General features: G+C 71.5%; 19 protein-coding genes. 6 read left to right on the top strand and 13 right to left on the bottom strand.

Annotated features, from left to right (window positions below):
- The first annotated feature begins 45 nt into the window (after positions 1-45).
- Positions 46-768, top strand: a complete 723-nt coding sequence (locus IE153_RS19260; protein ID WP_189590914.1) for a hypothetical protein — start codon at positions 46-48, stop codon at positions 766-768.
- Between the two features lie 5 nt (positions 769-773).
- On the opposite strand, the gene IE153_RS19255 is transcribed toward IE153_RS19260, so the two are convergent.
- Both IE153_RS19255 and IE153_RS19250 read right to left on the bottom strand, forming a co-directional pair.
- The gene (locus IE153_RS19255; RefSeq protein WP_189590913.1) at positions 774-1,097 is read right to left on the bottom strand and encodes a hypothetical protein; all 324 of its coding nucleotides are present in this window, start codon (positions 1,095-1,097) and stop codon (positions 774-776) included.
- Positions 1,097-1,447 (bottom strand): hypothetical protein, encoded by a 351-nt coding sequence (locus tag IE153_RS19250; RefSeq protein WP_189590912.1) that lies wholly within the window; start codon positions 1,445-1,447, stop codon positions 1,097-1,099. Before IE153_RS19250 ends, IE153_RS19255 begins: the two co-directional genes overlap by 1 nt.
- A 160-nt stretch (positions 1,448-1,607) precedes the next feature.
- On the opposite strand from IE153_RS19250, the gene IE153_RS19245 reads away from it, so the two are divergent.
- Entirely contained in the window at positions 1,608-1,904 is a 297-nt protein-coding gene (locus IE153_RS19245) for a GntR family transcriptional regulator (RefSeq protein WP_229829056.1), read from the top strand.
- A gap of 27 nt (positions 1,905-1,931) precedes the next feature.
- On the opposite strand, the gene IE153_RS19240 is transcribed toward IE153_RS19245, so the two are convergent.
- Positions 1,932-2,579: a class I SAM-dependent methyltransferase gene (locus tag IE153_RS19240; RefSeq protein WP_189590911.1), complete on the bottom strand. Its 648-nt coding sequence runs from the start codon at positions 2,577-2,579 to the stop codon at positions 1,932-1,934.
- Between the two features lie 110 nt (positions 2,580-2,689).
- Between IE153_RS19240 and IE153_RS19235 the strand changes: the two genes are divergently transcribed.
- The 3 genes from IE153_RS19235 to IE153_RS19225 are packed head-to-tail and all read left to right on the top strand — an operon-like array spanning position 2,690 to position 5,022.
- The gene (locus IE153_RS19235; RefSeq protein WP_189590910.1) at positions 2,690-3,202 is read left to right on the top strand and encodes a DUF2269 family protein; all 513 of its coding nucleotides are present in this window, start codon (positions 2,690-2,692) and stop codon (positions 3,200-3,202) included.
- Positions 3,203-3,250: 48 nt separating this feature from the next.
- Positions 3,251-3,838: a TetR/AcrR family transcriptional regulator gene (locus tag IE153_RS19230; RefSeq protein ID WP_031106847.1), complete on the top strand. Its 588-nt coding sequence runs from the start codon at positions 3,251-3,253 to the stop codon at positions 3,836-3,838.
- A 5-nt stretch (positions 3,839-3,843) separates the two neighbouring features.
- Positions 3,844-5,022, top strand: coding sequence for an SGNH/GDSL hydrolase family protein (locus IE153_RS19225; RefSeq protein WP_189590909.1), 1,179 nt, complete (start codon positions 3,844-3,846; stop codon positions 5,020-5,022).
- Between the two features lie 56 nt (positions 5,023-5,078).
- Here the strand turns inward: IE153_RS19225 and IE153_RS19220 are convergent, their stop codons facing one another.
- The 7 genes from IE153_RS19220 to IE153_RS19190 all read right to left on the bottom strand — a co-directional run bounded on the left by IE153_RS19220 (position 5,079) and on the right by IE153_RS19190 (position 13,613).
- Entirely contained in the window at positions 5,079-5,717 is a 639-nt protein-coding gene (locus tag IE153_RS19220) for an RraA family protein (RefSeq protein WP_189590908.1), read from the bottom strand.
- Between the two features lie 31 nt (positions 5,718-5,748).
- On the bottom strand, positions 5,749-7,767 hold the full coding sequence (locus IE153_RS19215; RefSeq protein ID WP_189590907.1) for a HelD family protein: 2,019 nt from the start codon (positions 7,765-7,767) through the stop codon (positions 5,749-5,751).
- A gap of 40 nt (positions 7,768-7,807) precedes the next feature.
- Positions 7,808-8,431 (bottom strand): TetR family transcriptional regulator, encoded by a 624-nt coding sequence (locus IE153_RS19210; protein WP_189590906.1) that lies wholly within the window; start codon positions 8,429-8,431, stop codon positions 7,808-7,810.
- A 26-nt stretch (positions 8,432-8,457) separates the two neighbouring features.
- Complete coding sequence (locus IE153_RS19205; RefSeq protein WP_189590905.1) at positions 8,458-10,647, bottom strand: phosphotransferase family protein; 2,190 nt, start codon at positions 10,645-10,647, stop codon at positions 8,458-8,460.
- Positions 10,648-10,901: 254 nt separating this feature from the next.
- Complete coding sequence (locus IE153_RS19200) at positions 10,902-11,777, bottom strand: winged helix-turn-helix domain-containing protein (RefSeq protein ID WP_189590904.1); 876 nt, start codon at positions 11,775-11,777, stop codon at positions 10,902-10,904.
- A 202-nt stretch (positions 11,778-11,979) separates the two neighbouring features.
- A complete protein-coding gene (locus tag IE153_RS19195; protein ID WP_435811942.1) occupies positions 11,980-12,723 on the bottom strand; it encodes an HAD family hydrolase in 744 nt (247 codons plus the stop codon).
- Positions 12,723-13,613, bottom strand: coding sequence for a FadR/GntR family transcriptional regulator (locus IE153_RS19190; RefSeq protein WP_189590902.1), 891 nt, complete (start codon positions 13,611-13,613; stop codon positions 12,723-12,725). Before IE153_RS19190 ends, IE153_RS19195 begins: the two co-directional genes overlap by 1 nt.
- A 147-nt stretch (positions 13,614-13,760) precedes the next feature.
- On the opposite strand from IE153_RS19190, the gene IE153_RS19185 reads away from it, so the two are divergent.
- A complete protein-coding gene (locus IE153_RS19185; protein ID WP_189590901.1) occupies positions 13,761-13,949 on the top strand; it encodes a hypothetical protein in 189 nt (62 codons plus the stop codon).
- Between the two features lie 37 nt (positions 13,950-13,986).
- Here IE153_RS19185 and IE153_RS19180 read toward each other — a convergent pair whose 3' ends face one another.
- The 3 genes from IE153_RS19180 to IE153_RS19170 all read right to left on the bottom strand — a co-directional run bounded on the left by IE153_RS19180 (position 13,987) and on the right by IE153_RS19170 (position 17,133).
- Positions 13,987-14,904: a winged helix-turn-helix domain-containing protein gene (locus tag IE153_RS19180; RefSeq protein WP_189590900.1), complete on the bottom strand. Its 918-nt coding sequence runs from the start codon at positions 14,902-14,904 to the stop codon at positions 13,987-13,989.
- Positions 14,905-15,151: 247 nt separating this feature from the next.
- The gene (locus IE153_RS19175; RefSeq protein WP_189590899.1) at positions 15,152-16,414 is read right to left on the bottom strand and encodes a GNAT family N-acetyltransferase; all 1,263 of its coding nucleotides are present in this window, start codon (positions 16,412-16,414) and stop codon (positions 15,152-15,154) included.
- 86 nt (positions 16,415-16,500) lie between these two features.
- Positions 16,501-17,133 carry an RsiG family protein gene (locus tag IE153_RS19170; protein WP_189590898.1) on the bottom strand — a complete coding sequence of 211 codons (633 nt, stop codon included), beginning with the start codon at positions 17,131-17,133 and terminating at the stop codon, positions 16,501-16,503.
- Between the last annotated feature and the right edge of the window lie 44 nt (positions 17,134-17,177).

Here is a 17,177-nt window from a genome sequence, read left to right as displayed (position 1 = left end):
CAAATCGGTGGACGGACCGGTCCGGCCATCGGTTTCATCCCTGTCATGACGACTTCGCGGCAAGTCCTGATCCGGTCTGCCGCCCGGAACAACGCCGAGTGGTGTGCGGCGATGTGCCGGGCGCACGGGGTGGCGGGCGAGTTCGGGGCCGAGGCCTGGGCCGCGGCCGTGCGGACGCCGCTCTACTACCCCGACGCCGTGACGCTGGAGCCGGAGACCGGCCGGGACGCGCTCGTGGCGCGGATCGACACGGCCTCGCCCGGCGCCTCGGTCAAGGACAGTTTCGCCGACCTGGAGTTGACGGCAGCCGGGTTCCAGGTGCTGTTCGAGGCACAGTGGGTCCACCGGCCGGCCGGGGCGCCCATCCCGTCATCCGATCTCGCGTGGGATGTGGTGGGCGACCCGGACACCCTGCGTGCTTGGGCACTGGCCTGGGATGACGGGGCCGGACACGCAGAGCTGTTCCGGCCCGGGCTGCTCGCCGACCCGGAGACCTTCGTGATCCTGGCGCGGCCCGGCCACGGCTCCGACGGCCGCGTGGTCGCCGGAGCCGTGGCGACCCGCAGTGAGCATGTCGTCGGCGTCTCCAACGTCTTCGGGCGGGAGGACGGACCCGACGCGGCCTGGCCGGTCGTTCTGCATGCACTCACCCACCTCTTTCCCACCCTGCCCGTAGTCGGCTACGAGCAGGGTGACGATCTGAGGGTCGCCCTCCGGCACGGCTTCGAGCCGATCGGCCCGTTGCGGGTGTGGACACACGGCGGGTGACCCTCTCAGGCGTCCTCGGTGTCCGGCCCGGGCAGGCGCATTCCCCGGGACTCGGCGACCCGCAGGGCGTCGCTCAGGCACTCGGCGAGACGGATGCCGGCGAAACGGATCTCCCTGTGCGGGGAGGCCGGGTCGTCCAGCACCTTGCGGGCGTGACCGAGCACGTCGGCGCCAGTGGCGAGCTGGACGGCTTCCAAGTCGTCGGCGAGACGGGAGAGGTGGCTGCCGTTGTGGTCGGTCACCAGGTAACAGGGGTTGCCGTCGGGAGACGACCAGGGCAGGAGCCTGGGTGGCGGCGTGACGTGTGTCCGACCGGTGAGGGGTTCCATCAGGCGGCCACCTCCCGCGCGCCGATCAGATGCTGGTCGAGATCGATCCCGAAGTCGGCGGCGAGCACGAGGGCCAGGCGACGGCGTTCCTGGAGAACGGCTTCCTGTTCGTGGGCGGCGAGGTAGGGGCGGACGAGGGAGGAAGCGGCTCCGTCGAGAGGACTGTGCAGGCCGTACGGGGAGCGGTGGCGGGGGAGCTGCGGCTGCTGGGGGGCGGAGGGGCAGCTGACGAGGGTGAGGTGCACGTGGGGGAAGAGGTGACGGCGGGGGTGGCACCGCCGCCGTTTCCCGGTGCCGGGGGCGAAGAGGAGGCGCAGCCAGTGGAGGGCGCGGGGGATAAGGTCGTGCATGTCGACGCTCCTTGATCAGCGTTGGCCATGCCCCGGGAGGTCTAGTCCACCTCGCCGGGGTCTTTCCGTCTTCGACGCTACACCTGGATACAGCCCTCTACATACAAGTACAGAGGGATCCACACGATCGGGCAGATCGCTACCGCTCTACGTTGGACGTATGAGCGATACCGAAGCGTCGAAGCCCACTCTGGACCCGATGAGCGCGAGACCGCTCTACGTGCAGTTGGCCGACGTCATCGCCGGGAAGATCGCATCCGGTGAACTGGCACCGGACAGGCCCATCCCTTCCGAGAATCACCTCGCCGACGAGTACGGTGTGGCACGACTGACCGCGCGACGGGCCGCACAGGAACTCCGCGAGCGCGGCCTGATCGTCACCGTGCGAGGGAAGGGTTCCTTCGTCGTCGAACGACCGGTCGGCGACGCCCCCGAAGAAGCCGAACAGAACGGCTGACAACCCCACCCCACCAGGTCCGTTCCGCTACTCCGGCTTGTACGCCAGGAACGTACCCCCCTGCCTCTTCACCCCTCCGTCCGGTTCCTGCACCACCCGCGTCGTGACCACCAGCCCCGCCCGGTGCAGCAGTTCCGCGATCCGGTCCGGCGGCAGCAGGTGGGACTCGTAGGACACCGGATGGTCGCCGTACGCGCGCGTGGGGCGCAGGTGATCGCCGTTGCCCACATGGCCGGCCAGCATCAGCCGGCCGCCGGGCGCGAGGGTGCGGTGAAACTCGGCGAAGACGGTCGGCAGCCACTGCGGCGGGGTGTGGTGGGTCGTGTAGTACGCGAGGATGCCGCCGAGTTCGCCGTCGGCGATGTCCAGCGCGGTCATCGAGCCGACGGTGAAGCGGAGTTCTGGATACGCCGTCCGGGCCAGCTCGATCATCCTCGGCGACACGTCCACGCCGAACACCGGTACCCCCAGAGCGGCCAGGTGCGCCGTCACCTTGCCCGGACCGCAGCCCAGGTCGGCGACCGGCCCGAGAGGCGCCGCCAGTTCGGCGAAGGCGGCCAACATCGCGCGGGACACCGGGTCCAACTCGGCCGGTTCCTTGACGAGTCGGGTGTAGTCGGCGGCGACGGTGTCGTAGGACTCGCGGATGGCTACGAGGTGGGAAGGCTCGGTCATGCCACGAAGGTAGGTGATGGCACTGACACGCCTCGTACTCCGACGCCAGTACGCCGACTTACTCCCGCTGCAAGACGCCCGCACCACCCCTCCCCCGGCACGGTGACAGCGTGAAGCCGAAGCCGAAACTCAACCGCCGATCCCGCCGCGCCGCGCTCGTCGTGCACGTCACCGTCTCCGCCTGCTGGCTCGGGCTGACGCTCGGGCTGCTCGCGCTCGGGATCTCCGCGGCCACCACCGGATCCCCCGCGACCGTGGAGGCCTCCGTCCGGGCCATGAAGCTCTTCGCCGACTGGCTCCTGCTCCCCGTCGCGTTCCTCACGCTCCTCAGCGGCCTGCTGCTGTCGCTGGGCACGAAGTGGGGCCTGGCCCGGCACCGGTGGGTGTACACGAAGTTCTGGCTGACCCTCGCCACCACCACCGCCACGGTCTTCGCGCTGCGCCCCGGCGTGAACTCCGCGGTCACGGCCGTCGCCGCGGGCGGACCGCTGCCCGACGCAGGGGACGTGCTCTTCGGGCCGGTCGTGTCGCTGTCCGCCTACGTCTTCATGACGGTGATCTCCGTCCTCAAGCCCTGGGGGAAAACCCGCCGCGGCCGCGAAAGGTCACAGTCATTTGCCTAAAAGCTTTAGGCAGGGGCACGCTCTCTTCAGGTAGAAGGGAGAACCCTCATGGCACGCGTAGGACTCACGCCCGAGCGTCTGACCGAGGCCGGCGCCGAGCTCGCCGACGAGGTCGGCTTCGAGCAGGTCACCGTCTCGGCACTCGCCCGGCGGTTCGACGTCAAGGTCGCGAGCCTGTACTCGCACGTGCGGAACTCCCACGACCTGAAGACGAGGATCGCCCTGCTGGCCCTCGCGGAACTCGCCGACCGGGCCGCCGAGGCCCTGGCCGGACGAGCCGGCAAGGACGCCCTGTCCGCCCTCGCGAACGTGTACCGCGACTACGCCCGGGAACACCCGGGCCGCTACGCCGCGGCCCAACTGCGGCTCGACCCGCAGACGGCGGCCGCGAGCGCCGGTGTCCGGCACGCGCAGATGACCCGGGCGCTGCTGCGCGGCTACGACCTGACGGAGCCGGACCAGACCCACGCGGTCCGGCTGCTCGGCAGCGTCTTCCACGGCTACGTCAGCCTGGAGCTCGGCGGCGGTTTCAGCCACAGCGCCCCGGACACCGAGGAGACCTGGGCCCGGATCCTCGACGCCCTCGACACGCTGCTGCGGAACTGGCCCGCGGCCCCTACCGACCCCCGAGGCTGACACCCATGCACACCGAGCACGACTGGATCACCACGCCCGTCACGGCGGACCTGCTGCGCGGCGCCCTCGACCTGGAGCGCACCGAGCACGGCCTGCTCCCCCACCGGCTGCCCGCCCGGGCCCGCGCGCAGAACACCAGCCCGCAGCTGTCGATGGCCGAGTCCCAGCCCTCGGGCGTGCGCCTGGCGCTGCGCACCGCCGCGACCGCCATCGAGCTGGACACGCTGCGCACCAAGCGCGAGTACACCGGCTTCCCGCCGCGCCCGGACGGGCTGTACGACCTCCTCGTCGACGGCGTCCCGGCCGGCCAGGCCGCCGGGACCGACGGCAACGTCCTCACCGTCGACCTCGCCACCTGGGAGGGCGAGGTCACGCCCGGCCCGGTCGGCACGATCCGTTTCACGGGCCTGCCCGCGCGGGACAAGGACGTCGAGATCTGGCTGCCGCACAACGAGACCACCGAGCTGGTCGCCCTGCGCACGGACGCTCCCGTCACGCCCGCCCCGGACCGGGGCCGCAGGGTGTGGCTGCACCACGGCAGCTCGATCAGCCATGGCTCGGACGCCGCGAGCCCCACGGCCATCTGGCCCGCGATCGCCGCACTGCGGGGCGGGGCGGAGCTGGTCAACCTCGGCTTCGGCGGCAGCGCGATGCTCGACCCGTTCACCGCGCGCGCCATGCGGGACACCCCGGCCGACCTGATCAGCGTCAAGACGGGCATCAACCTCGTCAACCAGGACGCGATGCACCTGCGCACCTTCGGCCCCGCCGTGCACGGCTTCCTCGACACGATCCGCGACGGGCACCCGGACACCCCGCTGCTGCTCGTCTCCCCCATCCACTGCGCCATCCACGAGGACACGCCCGGGCCCACCGCCCCCGACAGGGACGAGATGAGCAAGGGCCGGATGGTCTTCGCCGCCATGGGCGACCCGGCGCAGACGGCCGCGGGCAAGCTCACGCTCACCGTCATCCGCGAGGAACTGGCCCGCATCGTCGAGCAGCGCGCCGCCGACGACCCGAACCTGCACTACCTCGACGGCCTCGACCTCTACGGCGCGAAGGACGCCGCCGCCCACCCCCTGCCCGACCACATCCACCCGGACGCGGCCACCCACCGCCACATCGGCGACCGCTTCCACGAACTGGCCTTCACCAACGGAGGGCCCTTCGCCGCGGCGTAGCGACCGGCAGACCGAGACCGGTCGTAGCGATCGACCGGCCGGCCCAGACCGGTCGGTCAGTCCTCGTAAGCCTGATCCTCGAAGCCCTGGTCCGCGAGGATCCCGGCGATGCGGGTGCGGTGGGCCGACTCCCAGTCGTCCAGGGACTGAGCGGCCTCCTTCGCCAGCTTCGCCCGGGCCGCCGCCAGCACTTCCTCGCGGCGGGCCCCGGGCACGACCACGACGCCCTCCTCGTCGGCGACGACGGTGTCGCCCGCGTCGACGGCGACCCCGCCGCAGCGCACCCGCTCGTTCAGCGGTGTGGCGGCCGACTTGGCGCCCGGGATGGGGATGACACCGCGTGCGAACACCGGGAAGCGCATGTCCCGGACCTCGGCGAGGTCGCGGATCAACCCGTCGGCGACGAACGCGGTGATGCCCCGGCGCCGGGCGACGGCGCAGACGTTGCCGCCGGCCAGGGCGTAGTCCAGGTCGCCCGACTCCACGACGACGACCGAGCCGGGGCCGGCCCGGTGGATCGCGGCGTGCAGCATCAGGTTGTCGCCGGGCGGGCACCGTACGGTGAAGGCGGGTCCGGCCACCCGGGGCACCGGTTCCCACAGCGGCCGGATCCCGATGTCCATGACCTGCTCGCGGCCCAGCAGATCGGCCAGCGTGGTCGTGGGTATGTCCGTGAACGCGTCGACGTCAGCCATGGCACGGGACCCTAGCCGTCAAAAAGGTTTCCTAGAAAGGCAGTTCCCTCCCCCGCACCACCTCCAGCCGTGACACCGCCCGGGTCAGCACCACGTACAGCCGGTGCAGGCCCCGTTCCTCCGCCTCGGCGATCGCCGCCGGCTCGACGGCCACGACATGGTCGTACTCCAGGCCCTTGACCACGCTCGCCGGCACCAGGGCGACCCGCGCGCCGAGTTCGTCCGGGCCCGCCGCCGCGATGCCGGCCGCCTCCAGGGCCGCCCGCACCCGGGGGACGTCCGCGTCCGCCGCGACGATCCCGATCGAGCCCTCCCGCCCCAGCGCGTCCCGTACGGCCGCCACGACCGCCCCGGGCACGCCGTCGACGGTGGTCTCCCGCATCCGCAACTCCCCGTCCCCGCGGAGCGATCGGGCCGGCGGTACATCCACGTCGAGACGCTCCAGCAGCCGGTTGGCGAGCCCGACGACGGCCTGCGGCACCCGGAACCCGGTGGTCAGGGCGACCTCGGCCGCGTCCGGTTTCCCCAGGTGCGCGAGGACCGTACGCCAGGACCGCGCCGCCCACGGCGTCGTCCCCTGCGCCAGATCGCCCAGCACCGTCAGCGAACCGAAGCGGGCCCGGCGGGCGATGGCCCGGCACTCCATCGGGGACAGGTCCTGCGCCTCGTCGACGACGACGTGCCCGTACCCCTCCGGATGCCCGATGAGCCCGGCCACCTCGTCGAGCAGCACCAGATCGGCGGCCGACCAGCACGCCGACTTCCACGACCGGGGCGGCCGCTCCCACAGCAGCGCCCGCTGCTCACCGGCGTCGAGCAGCCCCTCGGCGGCCGCCGCCAACACCTTCTCGTCGCCGAGCAGTTCGGCCACGACCTCCTCCGGCCGCACCCGCGGCCACACGGCATCGACGTACGCCGACACCGGCCGCGCCCGCTCGACCCGCCGCACCCAGGCGTTCGGCGGCGGCCCGGCCCGCCGCTCGACCTGTTCGCGCAGAGACCGCACGATCCGCGCCCGCACCCGCTCCCGCCCGACCCCGTAGGGCGGTTCCTCCTCCCGCACCTCGGCCACGATCCGCGCGAGCTCTCCCGCCGGCACCCGCCACCGGTAGGCCCCGTCCGGCAGGGCGATCTCCGCGCCGCTGCCCTCGGCGCGCACGCGCGCGTACAGCGCCCGCCGCAGCACCTCGGCCATCCGGGCGTCGTGCTTCACGACCGCGGCCGGCTCCTCGTCCGCGCCCCGGACCGGGCACCGGGCGATCTCCTCCGCCAGCGTCGACTGCCGCACGCCGGTCTCGCCGAGGGCGGGAAGCACCTCCGCGATGTACGACAGGAAGGTGCGGTTGGGTCCGAGGATCAGCAGGCCGCCGCGCCGGATGCGCTGCGGGTGCGTGTAGAGCAGATACGCGGCCCGGTGCAGCCCGACGGCGGTCTTGCCGGTGCCCGGCGCGCCCTGCACGCACACCGACAGCGCCAGGTCCCCCCGGACGAGGTCGTCCTGCTCGGGCTGGATCGTCGCGGCGATGTCCCGCATGGGCCCGACCCGGGGCCGCTCGATCTCCCGGGCGACGATCTCGCTGTCGCGCGACTCCCCCTGCTCCAGGTGCTCGTCCTCCAGGCCGGTGAGATCCCCGGAGTCGCCCCGGCTGCCGGGTGCCCACCCGAACCGCCTGCGCACCACCACGCCCTGCGGGTCCCGGGCCGACGCCTGGTAGAAGGCGCGTGAGACGGGCGCACGCCAGTCGACGACCAGGGGCGGTTCGGCCGGGTGCTCGGAGATCCGCAGCCGCCCGATGTGCAGCGTGCCGTCCCCTCCCTCCAGCGCCCCGAAGAACAACGGCCCCTCGGGCAGCTCCCGCAGCGCCTTCGCCCGGCTGCGCAGCTGGTATCCGAGGACTTCGGCATCGGCCCCGGACGCGGACACGTCCTCCCCGATGACGACCTGTTCACCGGCGCCCTCGACCATCGCGGCGAGGGCGGTCCGGCAGCGCTCGTGATGGGCGCGTTCCCGGTCGAGGACGTACTGGAGGGCAGGCTCGGTCGAGGTCATTCCACCGAGCGTACGCGAAAACGTAACCGAGTTAAATAAATTACCGAGTCTCTCCACGAAGGCGCGGCGGCAGCCCGGCCGCGAGCCACCCGAACGCCCGCTGCGCCGCCGCGACCGCGTCCGGCCGCACGTCCGCCACCCGCTCCCCCGCCGCGATCCGCCGCCAGTTCTCCAGCGCGAGCACCCGCAGCACGGCCATGATCTGCCCGGCCGCCAGCCGCGCGTCCAGATCACCCCCGAGCACCTCGGCCAGCGCGGCCTCCGACCGCTCCTGGTGCGTGTGCGCCCGGGCGACCAGGGAGGGCGTCCCGTAGAGCAGGGCGTGAAAGGCGAGCACGTCAGGATGGTCGCTGAGCCCGGTCACCGGGTCCTCCCGCTCCAGCCCCGTCACGAAATGCCGCCGCAGCGCCTCCACGGCCGTCCCCTCGGCCCCCGCCACCACCCGGGCGGCCTCCCCCTCGTGATCGGCGATCCGGTACAGCACCAGATCCTCCTTGGCCGGGAAGTACCGGAACAACGTCGGCTTCGAGATCTCGGCCGCCGCCGCCACCTCCGCGACGGACACCGCGTCGAACCCCTTCTCCATGAAGAGCCGAACGGCGATGTCCGACACGGTCTCGTACATTCGCCGCTTCTTACGCTCACGCAGGCCGGGGTCGCTCATGAGGGGGAGCCTACGCAGGGGCGGCGTCAGGCCAGGGCGCGGGCGAGGTAGGGGTTGGCCGTGGAGCGCACCGGGAGGCCGAGGGAGCCCGTGGCGACGGCCAGCGTCACCGCGTAGGAGTCCACCGCCCGCCGGACGTTCGGAGCGTCCAGGCCCGCGCCGGTCACGATGCGGTCCAGGTCGACGTAGGCGGACCGCACGATCTCCAGCCCGCGGTACATCCGCCAGTCCTTGCGCCAGTCGCGGGTGTACTCGGCGGGCAGCAGGCGCTCCCAGCGACGGAACATCCGGTCCCTGATCTCCGGCCGGGTAGGGGTGAGGTGCATGTGCCGTACGAGGTCGTAGAGGGGGTCGCCGACGACGGCCATCTCCCAGTCGATGATGGTCAGCGCCAGCCGGTCGTCGCGGCGTACGAGGTTCCACGGGTTCAGGTCACCGTGCAGGAGCGCGGGCTCCCGGTGGCTCACCTCGTGCCGGGAGAGGATCAGCTGCAGCCGGTCCGCGTCGGGCAGCCCGAGGTGCCGGGCCAGCTGCTGGGACTCCTTCGGCAGGTCCCGTACCAGGGCGACCAGCTGGTCCCGCAGCCAGCGGTGGAAAGCGCCCTCGCCGGCGGTCGGGTCCACCTGCCGGTACCTGACGTGCGTCAGGGCGCACAGCTGGTCCACCAGACCGTCCGCCTCGTGCGGCAGCAGGCCGTGGACGGGGTGGCTGGGGGGCCGGTCGACGTCCCGCGGCCCGACGTAGGTGTGGAGGGCGATGGTGTCGCCCTGGTAGGTCTCGCCCAGGGCGAGCACCCGCGGCGCGGCCACCCCGACGGACGACTCCTCGATCGCCCGCAGCACGGCGTGCTCGCTGAGGAAGCCACGCTCCCGCCGGCACACCTCGGGCAGCTTCCGCCGGACGACCACGGGCGGGTCGACACCCGGCACCGTCACCACCGTGTTCAGGTGGGCGGTCCCCTTGAAGACCCTCCCCGCGGGAGCGGCCCCCTCCGCCAGCAGGGCCTCCCGCACCGCGGCGGGCGGGAAGTCGGGGCGCTCCGGAACGCGCCGGTCGGGCCGCCACTCGAACGCCTTCGCGATCCACGCCCGGCCGCTGATGTCCCCGTTCATCCGCGACACCAGCCACCGGAACAGGGCCCGCCGGATCTCGCCCTCGCGCGGCACCCTGGTGAGCCGCAGCGGTTCCGCCGCCGCCTCCAGGGCCCTGCGCACCTCGGCCGTCGCCTCGTCCAGGCTCGTCTGCGTGAACGATTCCTCGAGGGACCGGGCGGCCCGCATCACGTCCGGGAACACCGACTGCGCCCGCTCGAACGCCAGATAGTGCCGCAGATCCTTGGCCAGTCCGTTGACGGCGGCCGGACGGACCTCCTGCATGGCCTCGCCCCAGGAGTCGACCACCTCGGCCCACTGGTCGGCCGGGTACCGCATGCGGACGAGGTGGGTCGCGAGGTCGTGCAGCGGGTCGCCGTAGGTGGCGAGCTCCCAGTCGACACAGATGAGGGGCGGGTCGCCCGCGTACGACACGATCACGTTGTCGCGGTGCAGGTCGGCGTGGAGCAGGCTGTAGGGCCGCCGGGCCATCGCGGGCACCCGTCCGGCCAGCCCGGCGAGTGCGTCCTCCGGAATGCCCAGCGCCGCGAACAGCCCGCCGAACCTCTCGCGGTTGGGCCGTCTGACCTGCTGGTCCGCCAGGTGCACCAGGGTCCGCAGGAAGCCCTGGCTGTCCGTGTCGTTGCGGGGCCAGACGGCCGGCAGGGCGGGCAGCGCGCCACGCCGCACCTGGGCCATACGGGCGAGCAGCCCCGCCAGTGCCTTGATGAGCAGGGTGTCGACCGGTTTGCCGTTGTCGCAGACGCTGGAAAGGGGCACGCCCTCGACGAAGCTGTGGATCGCGAAATCGTCCCGCTTGAGCAGACATTGCGGCGCGTGCGGCAGGACGCCCCGGACGGCGGCGAGGATGTCGGCCTCGTTCTGCCAGGTCCTGATGACCACGGGCAGCGCGTCCGGACGCCGGACCCGGACGGTCACCGACGTCCCCGCCTCACCGCCGATCATCCGGGCCATGCCCGGGGTCAGCGGAAGGACGTAGTTGCGGTTGTGGTGGCCGCTGGTCTCCTGCCCCAGCTCGGCGGCGAGTTTCACGAAGGCCCGGTAGGTGGCGTCGTGCGAGGCGCGCTCCCCGAGAAGAGGACGGGGACGAGGAGGTGCGCCCACTGGCCGCTCCGGAAGGACGAGAAGGGAGGAGGGTATGGCAAACGGTAGGTTCGCGGCCGACGCCGCGCATGGCAGAGTGAGCCATTACGGGTGAATGCCACCCATCAGCATGAGACTGCGTGAACTCGTTCGGTGATGGCCGGTTGGCCTCGTCCCATACGAGCGGGGCGCGGGAACGACTCAAACCTTGCGCGGTGCCGGAATGCTACACCCGGCCACCAGGCGTCTCCTCCCGTCTCCGCAGCGCGTTTCCGTCACTGCGGCAGCTCCGACAACCACTTCCAGACGGAGTCGTACCACGTGCGCATGGTGTCCACGAAGATGCTGCCGGCCGACTCCGGGTCGCCGTCCCGCACGTGATGGGTCAGCGTGGCGCCGAGGCCCAGGACGTCCAGTGCCCGCACCTGGTATCCGTCGTCGAGGACCAGCGGCCTCTCGACCACGTTGTACAGGCCGTGGAGCACCTCGCTCCCGTTGATCACGTACAGCTTGAAGGTCGGGGTGAGGGGGGCGTGCCGGATCTCCAGCTCCACGGACGGGACCAGCTTCTCCGCCTCCAGGCCCCGCAGCACCTGGCGCAGGGACTCGGTGCTGCGCTGGGTGATGGTGCGGAAGCGGTCCCGCAGCCGCGGGGCGTCCTCCTCCTTCAGGGCCCGGGGGTAAGGCAACTCCAGCGACTCTGAGGGCAGGAGCATGCGCAGGGCGATCCGCTCGGGCGCGATGACGCCGGCGCGGATCCGCTCGGCCTGCAAGCGGATGTGGACGTCCAGCGACTCGGAGGTCAACGTGTAGACGTCCAGGGTGACTTCGGGCTGCTCGAACGCCTCGCTGATGAGGGGCCCCAGGGTCATCGGCCGCCGGGAGCGAGTGGCCCGGGCCGTCTCGGACTGGATGCGCTGATTCTTGATGACCAGAGCCTTGGCACCCTGCCGGTTCTCGATCCAGCCCTCGTTGCCGAGTTCCTGGATGACCCGCTGCACCGTGTCCCTGGACACACCGAACTCCGCTGCGAGGACCCGTTGCGAGGGCAGCGTGACACCCAGACCGTACGTCCCGTCGGCCATCCGGGTCCGCAGCTCCTCGGCCACGCGCCGGAACTCCTTGCCGTCACCACTCCGTCTGGCAGTCACACGACGTACGTACCGCTGCGGGCCGACAAGCAAACAAGTCGCTCTCAGGCAGGACGGCCTGCAACTTGCCGGTTAAGGGATCAAGTTGACCGGGCATGCCTGGTTCAAGCAGGCAACCAGGCAAGTATCCCGGCCAGTTGTCCGACCCCGAGGACCGGCAGAAGGCGGTTTCCTGATGAGTCAGTTGCTCCCGGCGGTTCGCTTACGCGCGCAGCAGGTCCAAGAGCGGTTCCAGGGACACGAGGACCGCGTCGGCCCCGGCGTCCCTCAGGATCTTGGCCTTGCGTTCGTTACGCGCGTAGCCCAGGAACGGCACTCCCGCCCGGCCCGCCGCCTCGTGGTCGGAGGGAGTGTCGCCGATCATGAGGGCCTCCCCCGGCGCCGCCCCCATCGCCCGCAGCGCCCGGTTCAGACAGTGCGGGTCCGGCTTCAGGTGCCGGAGTTCCTGGGTGCGGCCGTAGACGTGGGGGGCGAAGCAGTCGGCGAGGCCGCGTCCCGCGAGGTACGTGCGGACCACCCGTGGCGAGTTGTTCGTGGTGATCGCCAGGCGGGATCCCACCGCGGTCCAGGTGCGGATCAGCGGATCGGCGTACGGGGTCGGCATCGCCGAGGTCGCGGCCCGCAGCTCCTCCTGGGTGAGGCGTTCCTCCAGCTCGGCGACGAGGTCGCTGCCGGGGTGCCGGCGGTCCACGGCGCGCAGGACCACATGCGGGTCGAGCGACTCGCGCTCGGTCTCCGTGAGCAGGCCGTGCAGACCGCGGCCCTCCAGCCAGGACACCAGGTCGCCCGCCACCCGCTCCGCCGAGTGCCCGGCGAACAGGCGGCAGATGGGCCCGTCGAAGTCCCACAGCACGACACGGGCACGTTCGATCCGATCGCGGAGTCGGTTCGGATCGTTCTCGGTCGTGATGTGCACCGCACCAGTCTGCTTCGTATCAGAAGTCACTAGGAGAGTGTCAGGTCCGAGGTGATGGTTTCCCAGAGGGCGTTGAACCACTTCTGGGATTCCTTCACGAACGCCGCGTCCCGGCGGCCCGTCCGCTTCACGAAGGAGAAGAGAAGGGACTGGGAGCCGAGGACGTCGTACATGTCCAGGGTCTGGCTGCCCCACTCCTCCGCACGCCTGGTCAGCATGTAGTAGCCGATCAGGGCCTCCTCCTCGTTGAGGAGGTACAGCTTCACCGGCGGGGTGAACGGCAGCGCGCGGAACGTGACGTGGACGTCGATGCCGTGCGTCGAGCGCAGCGCCTTCAGGTTGTGCTGGAGGACCTGCCCCTGGGCGTTGCGCATCGCCAGCCAGCGCTGGTGGACCGGGTTGTCGTCGCCGTGGGCCTCGACCGGGACCGGAAAGGCCAGCTCGATGTCCCGGGAGGGGACCAGGATGCGGACGTCGATCGACTCGGGATGGATGCGGCCCTCGTGGATCAGGCGCAGCGGCTCGCCGATGGCGACCATCAGCGTCTCCGCGGTGTGGCAGACCACGTCGATGCGCACGTGCGGCGTCGAGAAGGCCTCCGTCAGACGGGGGGCCAGCCCCACCATCGTCGGCTGGGGCTCCCCCCGGACCGGCTCCGGGGCCGCGATCCGCGGTGGGCTGCCCTTGCTGACGTTGGTGAGGAGGCCGTCCTCCTGGAGGACGCGCAGAGCCTGGCGGACGGCGCCGCGCTCCACGCCGAACTCCTCCGCCAGTTCGGCCTGGGTGGGCAGGCGGTCCCCCGGCTTGAGCTCACCGGCTCGGATGCGTTGCCGCAGGATGTCGGCGATCTCCTGGGGCGAGGACCTTCTGCTGCCGTTCACTGCCACGTTCTCCGCCACGCTCTCCTGGGTCACGACCAAACGCTACAACTCTGATCCATCTGACGGGAGTTGCTTGAAAGTTGTTTATGACTAGGGACCAAGTGGGGACAACTTAATCAGAGTTGGTTGCCAACTTCTCGGAGTTGGTGGAAGTTTTGCTTCCGGACTTCCGAAGGGGGAACACCGATGCCCGCCCTCGCTCTCCTCTCCGCCGCCTTCGTCGTCGCCTTCGAACAGCTCGTCCAGTGGAAGTACGGTCCGGCCGGCCTCGTCGGTCTGATCCTTCTCACCGTGGGCGTCAAGGCCAAGAGCCCGGCCGTCAGCTCCGCGGGAGCCGTCGTGCTCGCGCTGCTGATGACGGGGCCCACCCGATGAACCACCGCACCGCCCCGGAACGACCCGTGGGAGACGATCAGCTCGTGAGCACCAGCTCCGAACTGATCGTCTCCCACAGTGCGTTGAACCACAGGTGCGACTGCTCCACGAACGTCGTGTCGCGCAGCCCGGCGCCCTGCTCGAAGGAGAACAGCATGGACCGGGTGCCCTGGGCGTCGTACAACGCCGGCTGTTCGTGCTCGGCCTCGGCCTCCCGGCGCGTCAGCGTGTAGTACGCGAACAGCGCCTCCGTGCCGTTGAGCAGGTACAGCTTCACCGGCGGGGTGAAGGGCAGCGCCCGGAACGTGACGTGCACGTCGATGCCGTGGGTGGCGCGCAGGGCCAGCAGGTTGTGCTGGAGGACCTGCCCCTGGGCGTTGCGCATCGCCAGCCACCGGTCGTGCACCCAGTCGTCGCCGCCCCCCTCGACCGGAACCGGGAAGGCCAGGTCGATGTCCCGGCTGGGCAGCAGCACCCGGACGTCGACCTTGGCCGGTTTCAGCCGTCCGGCGTGGATCTGGCGCAGCGGCTCGCCGATGGCGAGCGTGAGGGAGATGGACGTCAGGCACACGGCGTCGATCTCGACGTGCTCCGCGCCGAACGCCGCCGCTATCCGGGGAGCGAGGGCCACCGTCGTGGGCAGCGGAGGAGCTTCCGGGCCGGTCAGCGGTCCGACGGGGTCGAGGGCGACGGTCGCCGGACTGCCCTTGGACATGTTGGTGAGCAGCCGCTCGGACTGCAGGATGCGCAGCGCCTGCCGCACCGCCCCGCGCTCGACACCGAACTCGTGGGCCAGCTGAGCCTGGGTGGGCATGCGCGCACCCGGCCGCAGCGCCCCTGACCTGATCCGGGCGCGCAGCTCGTCGGCCACCTCGTGATGTGTTCTCTGTGGCCGTTGCGACCTCTTCCGCCCATTGACGGAGTCGTGTTCCGGGTCCACCACTGCACAGTACAACTTCCCGCCATCTTTAGGCAGTTCAGGGAAAGGTGGTTATGAGCCGCGTCCAAGCGGAGATAAGTACAGTGAAGTTGGTCACCAACTTCGGGCACATGGTCAGACCTTCAGGAGGTTGGCCACCCGCCAGGGACTCCCTCCCGGAGGGGAGCCGGGAGTCCCGCCCGGCCTGCACGGCCGCACGACAACCACAACAGAACAGCTCGCTACGGATGCGGGTCCCAGCACACCGGCAGGAGGGAGCGGCTCAGAACATGTCCGGGCACCAAGGCCGCCTGGACGTACGCAGCAGGGCGTCGGCCTTCCGGGCGGCGCCCGCTCGTTCTTCGCCCACCCGGCCCAGCGCCGCCAGCCGCACCGCCGACTCGTCCCCGAGCCACAGCGCCCCCAACTCGCCCAGCCCCAGTGCGAGTTCCGCGCTCTCGGTGGTCGGCGTACAGGACGCCCCCTCGGGCGAGGCCTCCAGCCGGTAGCGCCCGCCGGTCAACCCGTCCACACCGGCGACCTCCAGCACCAGCGCCCCCGTGCCCCCGTACGTCCGCGCCTCCAGTGCCCGTTGGACGTCCAGGACGCGCACCCACAGCCAGTCCGCCAGCGAGGTGATCCTCGCCGCCCGCGGGTCGGGCAGGAAGTGCGGGAGCAGGTCGTCGGGCGCCCGCCGGCCGCTCTTCACCTTCACGACCCAGTCGACGGAGCAGACGTACTCCCACAGCGCGCGTTCCGCGGCCGGTGTCACTCCGATGAGCCACCGCACGGTCGCCGTGTTCAACGGCTGCTTGGCGTCACCCCAGTTGTCGTCCACCTCGTACACGGCCATGCCCTCGACCTCGCCGGACGCCGAGCGGTACACGGCGTAGAAGGGCGGCTTCCACGACGGGTCCCACGGCAGGATTCCGGTGTTCATCCTCCACCACATGTCGTCGCGGTCGATGGCGCCGGGCACGCCGCGGCGGAGCCGCTCGTGCAGCTCGGGGCCGAGCTTGCGGACGTCCTCGCCCTCCACCAGGTCGACCCGCCCGCCGTCCGCCGGGCCCGCCCAGCGGGCGTCGAGGCCTGCGCGCGGCACGTCGACCGTCCACTCCGCCGTCCAGGTCGCCGGCCCGAAGCCGTAGCGGCCGTAGATCGGGTACTCGGCGGCGATCAGCGTCGCGGCCACGTCCCCGCGCTCCTTCGCGGCCGCCAGGTCCCGCGCCATCATGCGGCTGAGTAGCCCGCGGCGGCGGTGGGTGGCGGTGACGGTGACCCCCGAGATCGCGTCGGCCGGGACGCTCGCGCCGCCCACGGCCGTGAGCTCCTGGTCGAAGGACCGGAACGTCGCCACACACCTGCCGCGATCGAAGGCTCCGAGGTAGCGGCCCTCCACGAACCGCTCGCGCCGGCCCTCGACCTCCTCGTCGGTCAGAGGGGCCGCCCGCAGGAAGCCGGTGTTCACGGCACGCAGCCAGTCGGCGAACTCGGATTCGGCGATCGGGCGTACGTCGATGTCGTCGGCGCGGGGTATGGGGGTCATGAACTCACGCTAGGCGGAGGGCCGGTCGGTGTCGCGTAAATTTCCGACCGCCGGCCCTCCCCCAGCGCGTCCCGCCCCGGGACGGCTCAGACCAGCAGGTCGTCGACCTGCGCCTCCCCCTCGCGGTAGCGGCGCGCGATCTCCGCGCTGCACTCGTCGGCCGTGCGCTGGAGCCGCTGGCGGCGCCGGGAGACCTGCTGCTCGTGACGCTCGAGCCGCCCCATCGCCGCGTTCAGCTCCAGGTCCGTGCGCGCGCCCAGGTCGGACAGTTCCACCTCGGCGAGCATCTCGGCGGCCAGCCGCCGGTACTCCTCGCCCTGCGGGGTGCCCAGGGTGACATGGCGTGCCGAGGAGCGGTGCCGCGCCGGGGAGTCCCGCAGGATCTCCGCCAGCCGCTCCACCACCGAGGTCTCCTCGGACACCGCGACGGAGGCGTCGCCCGCCGGCGTACGCCGGTCCACCTCCGCGCGCAGGATGTCGATCCGCCCCTGGAGCAGCCGCCGCAGATAGCTGAGGTCGGCCTCGTCACGCCGGACCTCGCGGCGCAGCGTGCGCAGCTCGGGCAGGCTCAGCGCGGGCATCTCCGGTCCGGAGGCGTCCGAGGGCAGCCGCGGGCTGTCCGTGCGCTGTGTGGGCGGCCGGTGGTATTCCGACGCGCCCATCCCCGTGTACGTCGACCAGACAGCCGCCTGCTGCTGTCCGGTGCTTGATGTGCTCATGTGCCTCAACCGTCCCCTCGACCGGTGTGTGCAAGCATCGTGCC

Source organism: Streptomyces massasporeus (genome assembly GCF_014648995.1).
Taxonomy (GTDB): domain Bacteria; phylum Actinomycetota; class Actinomycetes; order Streptomycetales; family Streptomycetaceae; genus Streptomyces; species Streptomyces massasporeus.
Note: the sequence above shows the minus strand (reverse complement) of the source record. Positions and strands in the feature narration are given on the sequence as shown.

Bases quoted from the DNA above. Each gene is read 5' to 3' on its own strand.
- IE153_RS19250 (WP_189590912.1), bottom strand. From the start codon at position 1,447: ATGCACGACCTTATCCCCCGCGCCCTCCACTGGCTGCGCCTCCTCTTC.
- IE153_RS19260 (WP_189590914.1), top strand. From the start codon at position 46: ATGACGACTTCGCGGCAAGTCCTGATCCGGTCTGCCGCCCGGAACAAC.
- IE153_RS19225 (WP_189590909.1), top strand. From the start codon at position 3,844: ATGCACACCGAGCACGACTGGATCACCACGCCCGTCACGGCGGACCTG.
- IE153_RS19230 (WP_031106847.1), top strand. From the start codon at position 3,251: ATGGCACGCGTAGGACTCACGCCCGAGCGTCTGACCGAGGCCGGCGCC.
- IE153_RS19255 (WP_189590913.1), bottom strand. From the start codon at position 1,097: ATGGAACCCCTCACCGGTCGGACACACGTCACGCCGCCACCCAGGCTC.
- IE153_RS19245 (WP_229829056.1), top strand. From the start codon at position 1,608: ATGAGCGATACCGAAGCGTCGAAGCCCACTCTGGACCCGATGAGCGCG.
- IE153_RS19215 (WP_189590907.1), bottom strand. From the start codon at position 7,767: ATGACCTCGACCGAGCCTGCCCTCCAGTACGTCCTCGACCGGGAACGC.
- IE153_RS19240 (WP_189590911.1), bottom strand. From the start codon at position 2,579: ATGACCGAGCCTTCCCACCTCGTAGCCATCCGCGAGTCCTACGACACC.
- IE153_RS19210 (WP_189590906.1), bottom strand. From the start codon at position 8,431: ATGAGCGACCCCGGCCTGCGTGAGCGTAAGAAGCGGCGAATGTACGAG.
- IE153_RS19170 (WP_189590898.1), bottom strand. From the start codon at position 17,133: ATGAGCACATCAAGCACCGGACAGCAGCAGGCGGCTGTCTGGTCGACG.
- IE153_RS19185 (WP_189590901.1), top strand. From the start codon at position 13,761: ATGCCCGCCCTCGCTCTCCTCTCCGCCGCCTTCGTCGTCGCCTTCGAA.
- IE153_RS19220 (WP_189590908.1), bottom strand. From the start codon at position 5,717: ATGGCTGACGTCGACGCGTTCACGGACATACCCACGACCACGCTGGCC.
- IE153_RS19175 (WP_189590899.1), bottom strand. From the start codon at position 16,414: ATGACCCCCATACCCCGCGCCGACGACATCGACGTACGCCCGATCGCC.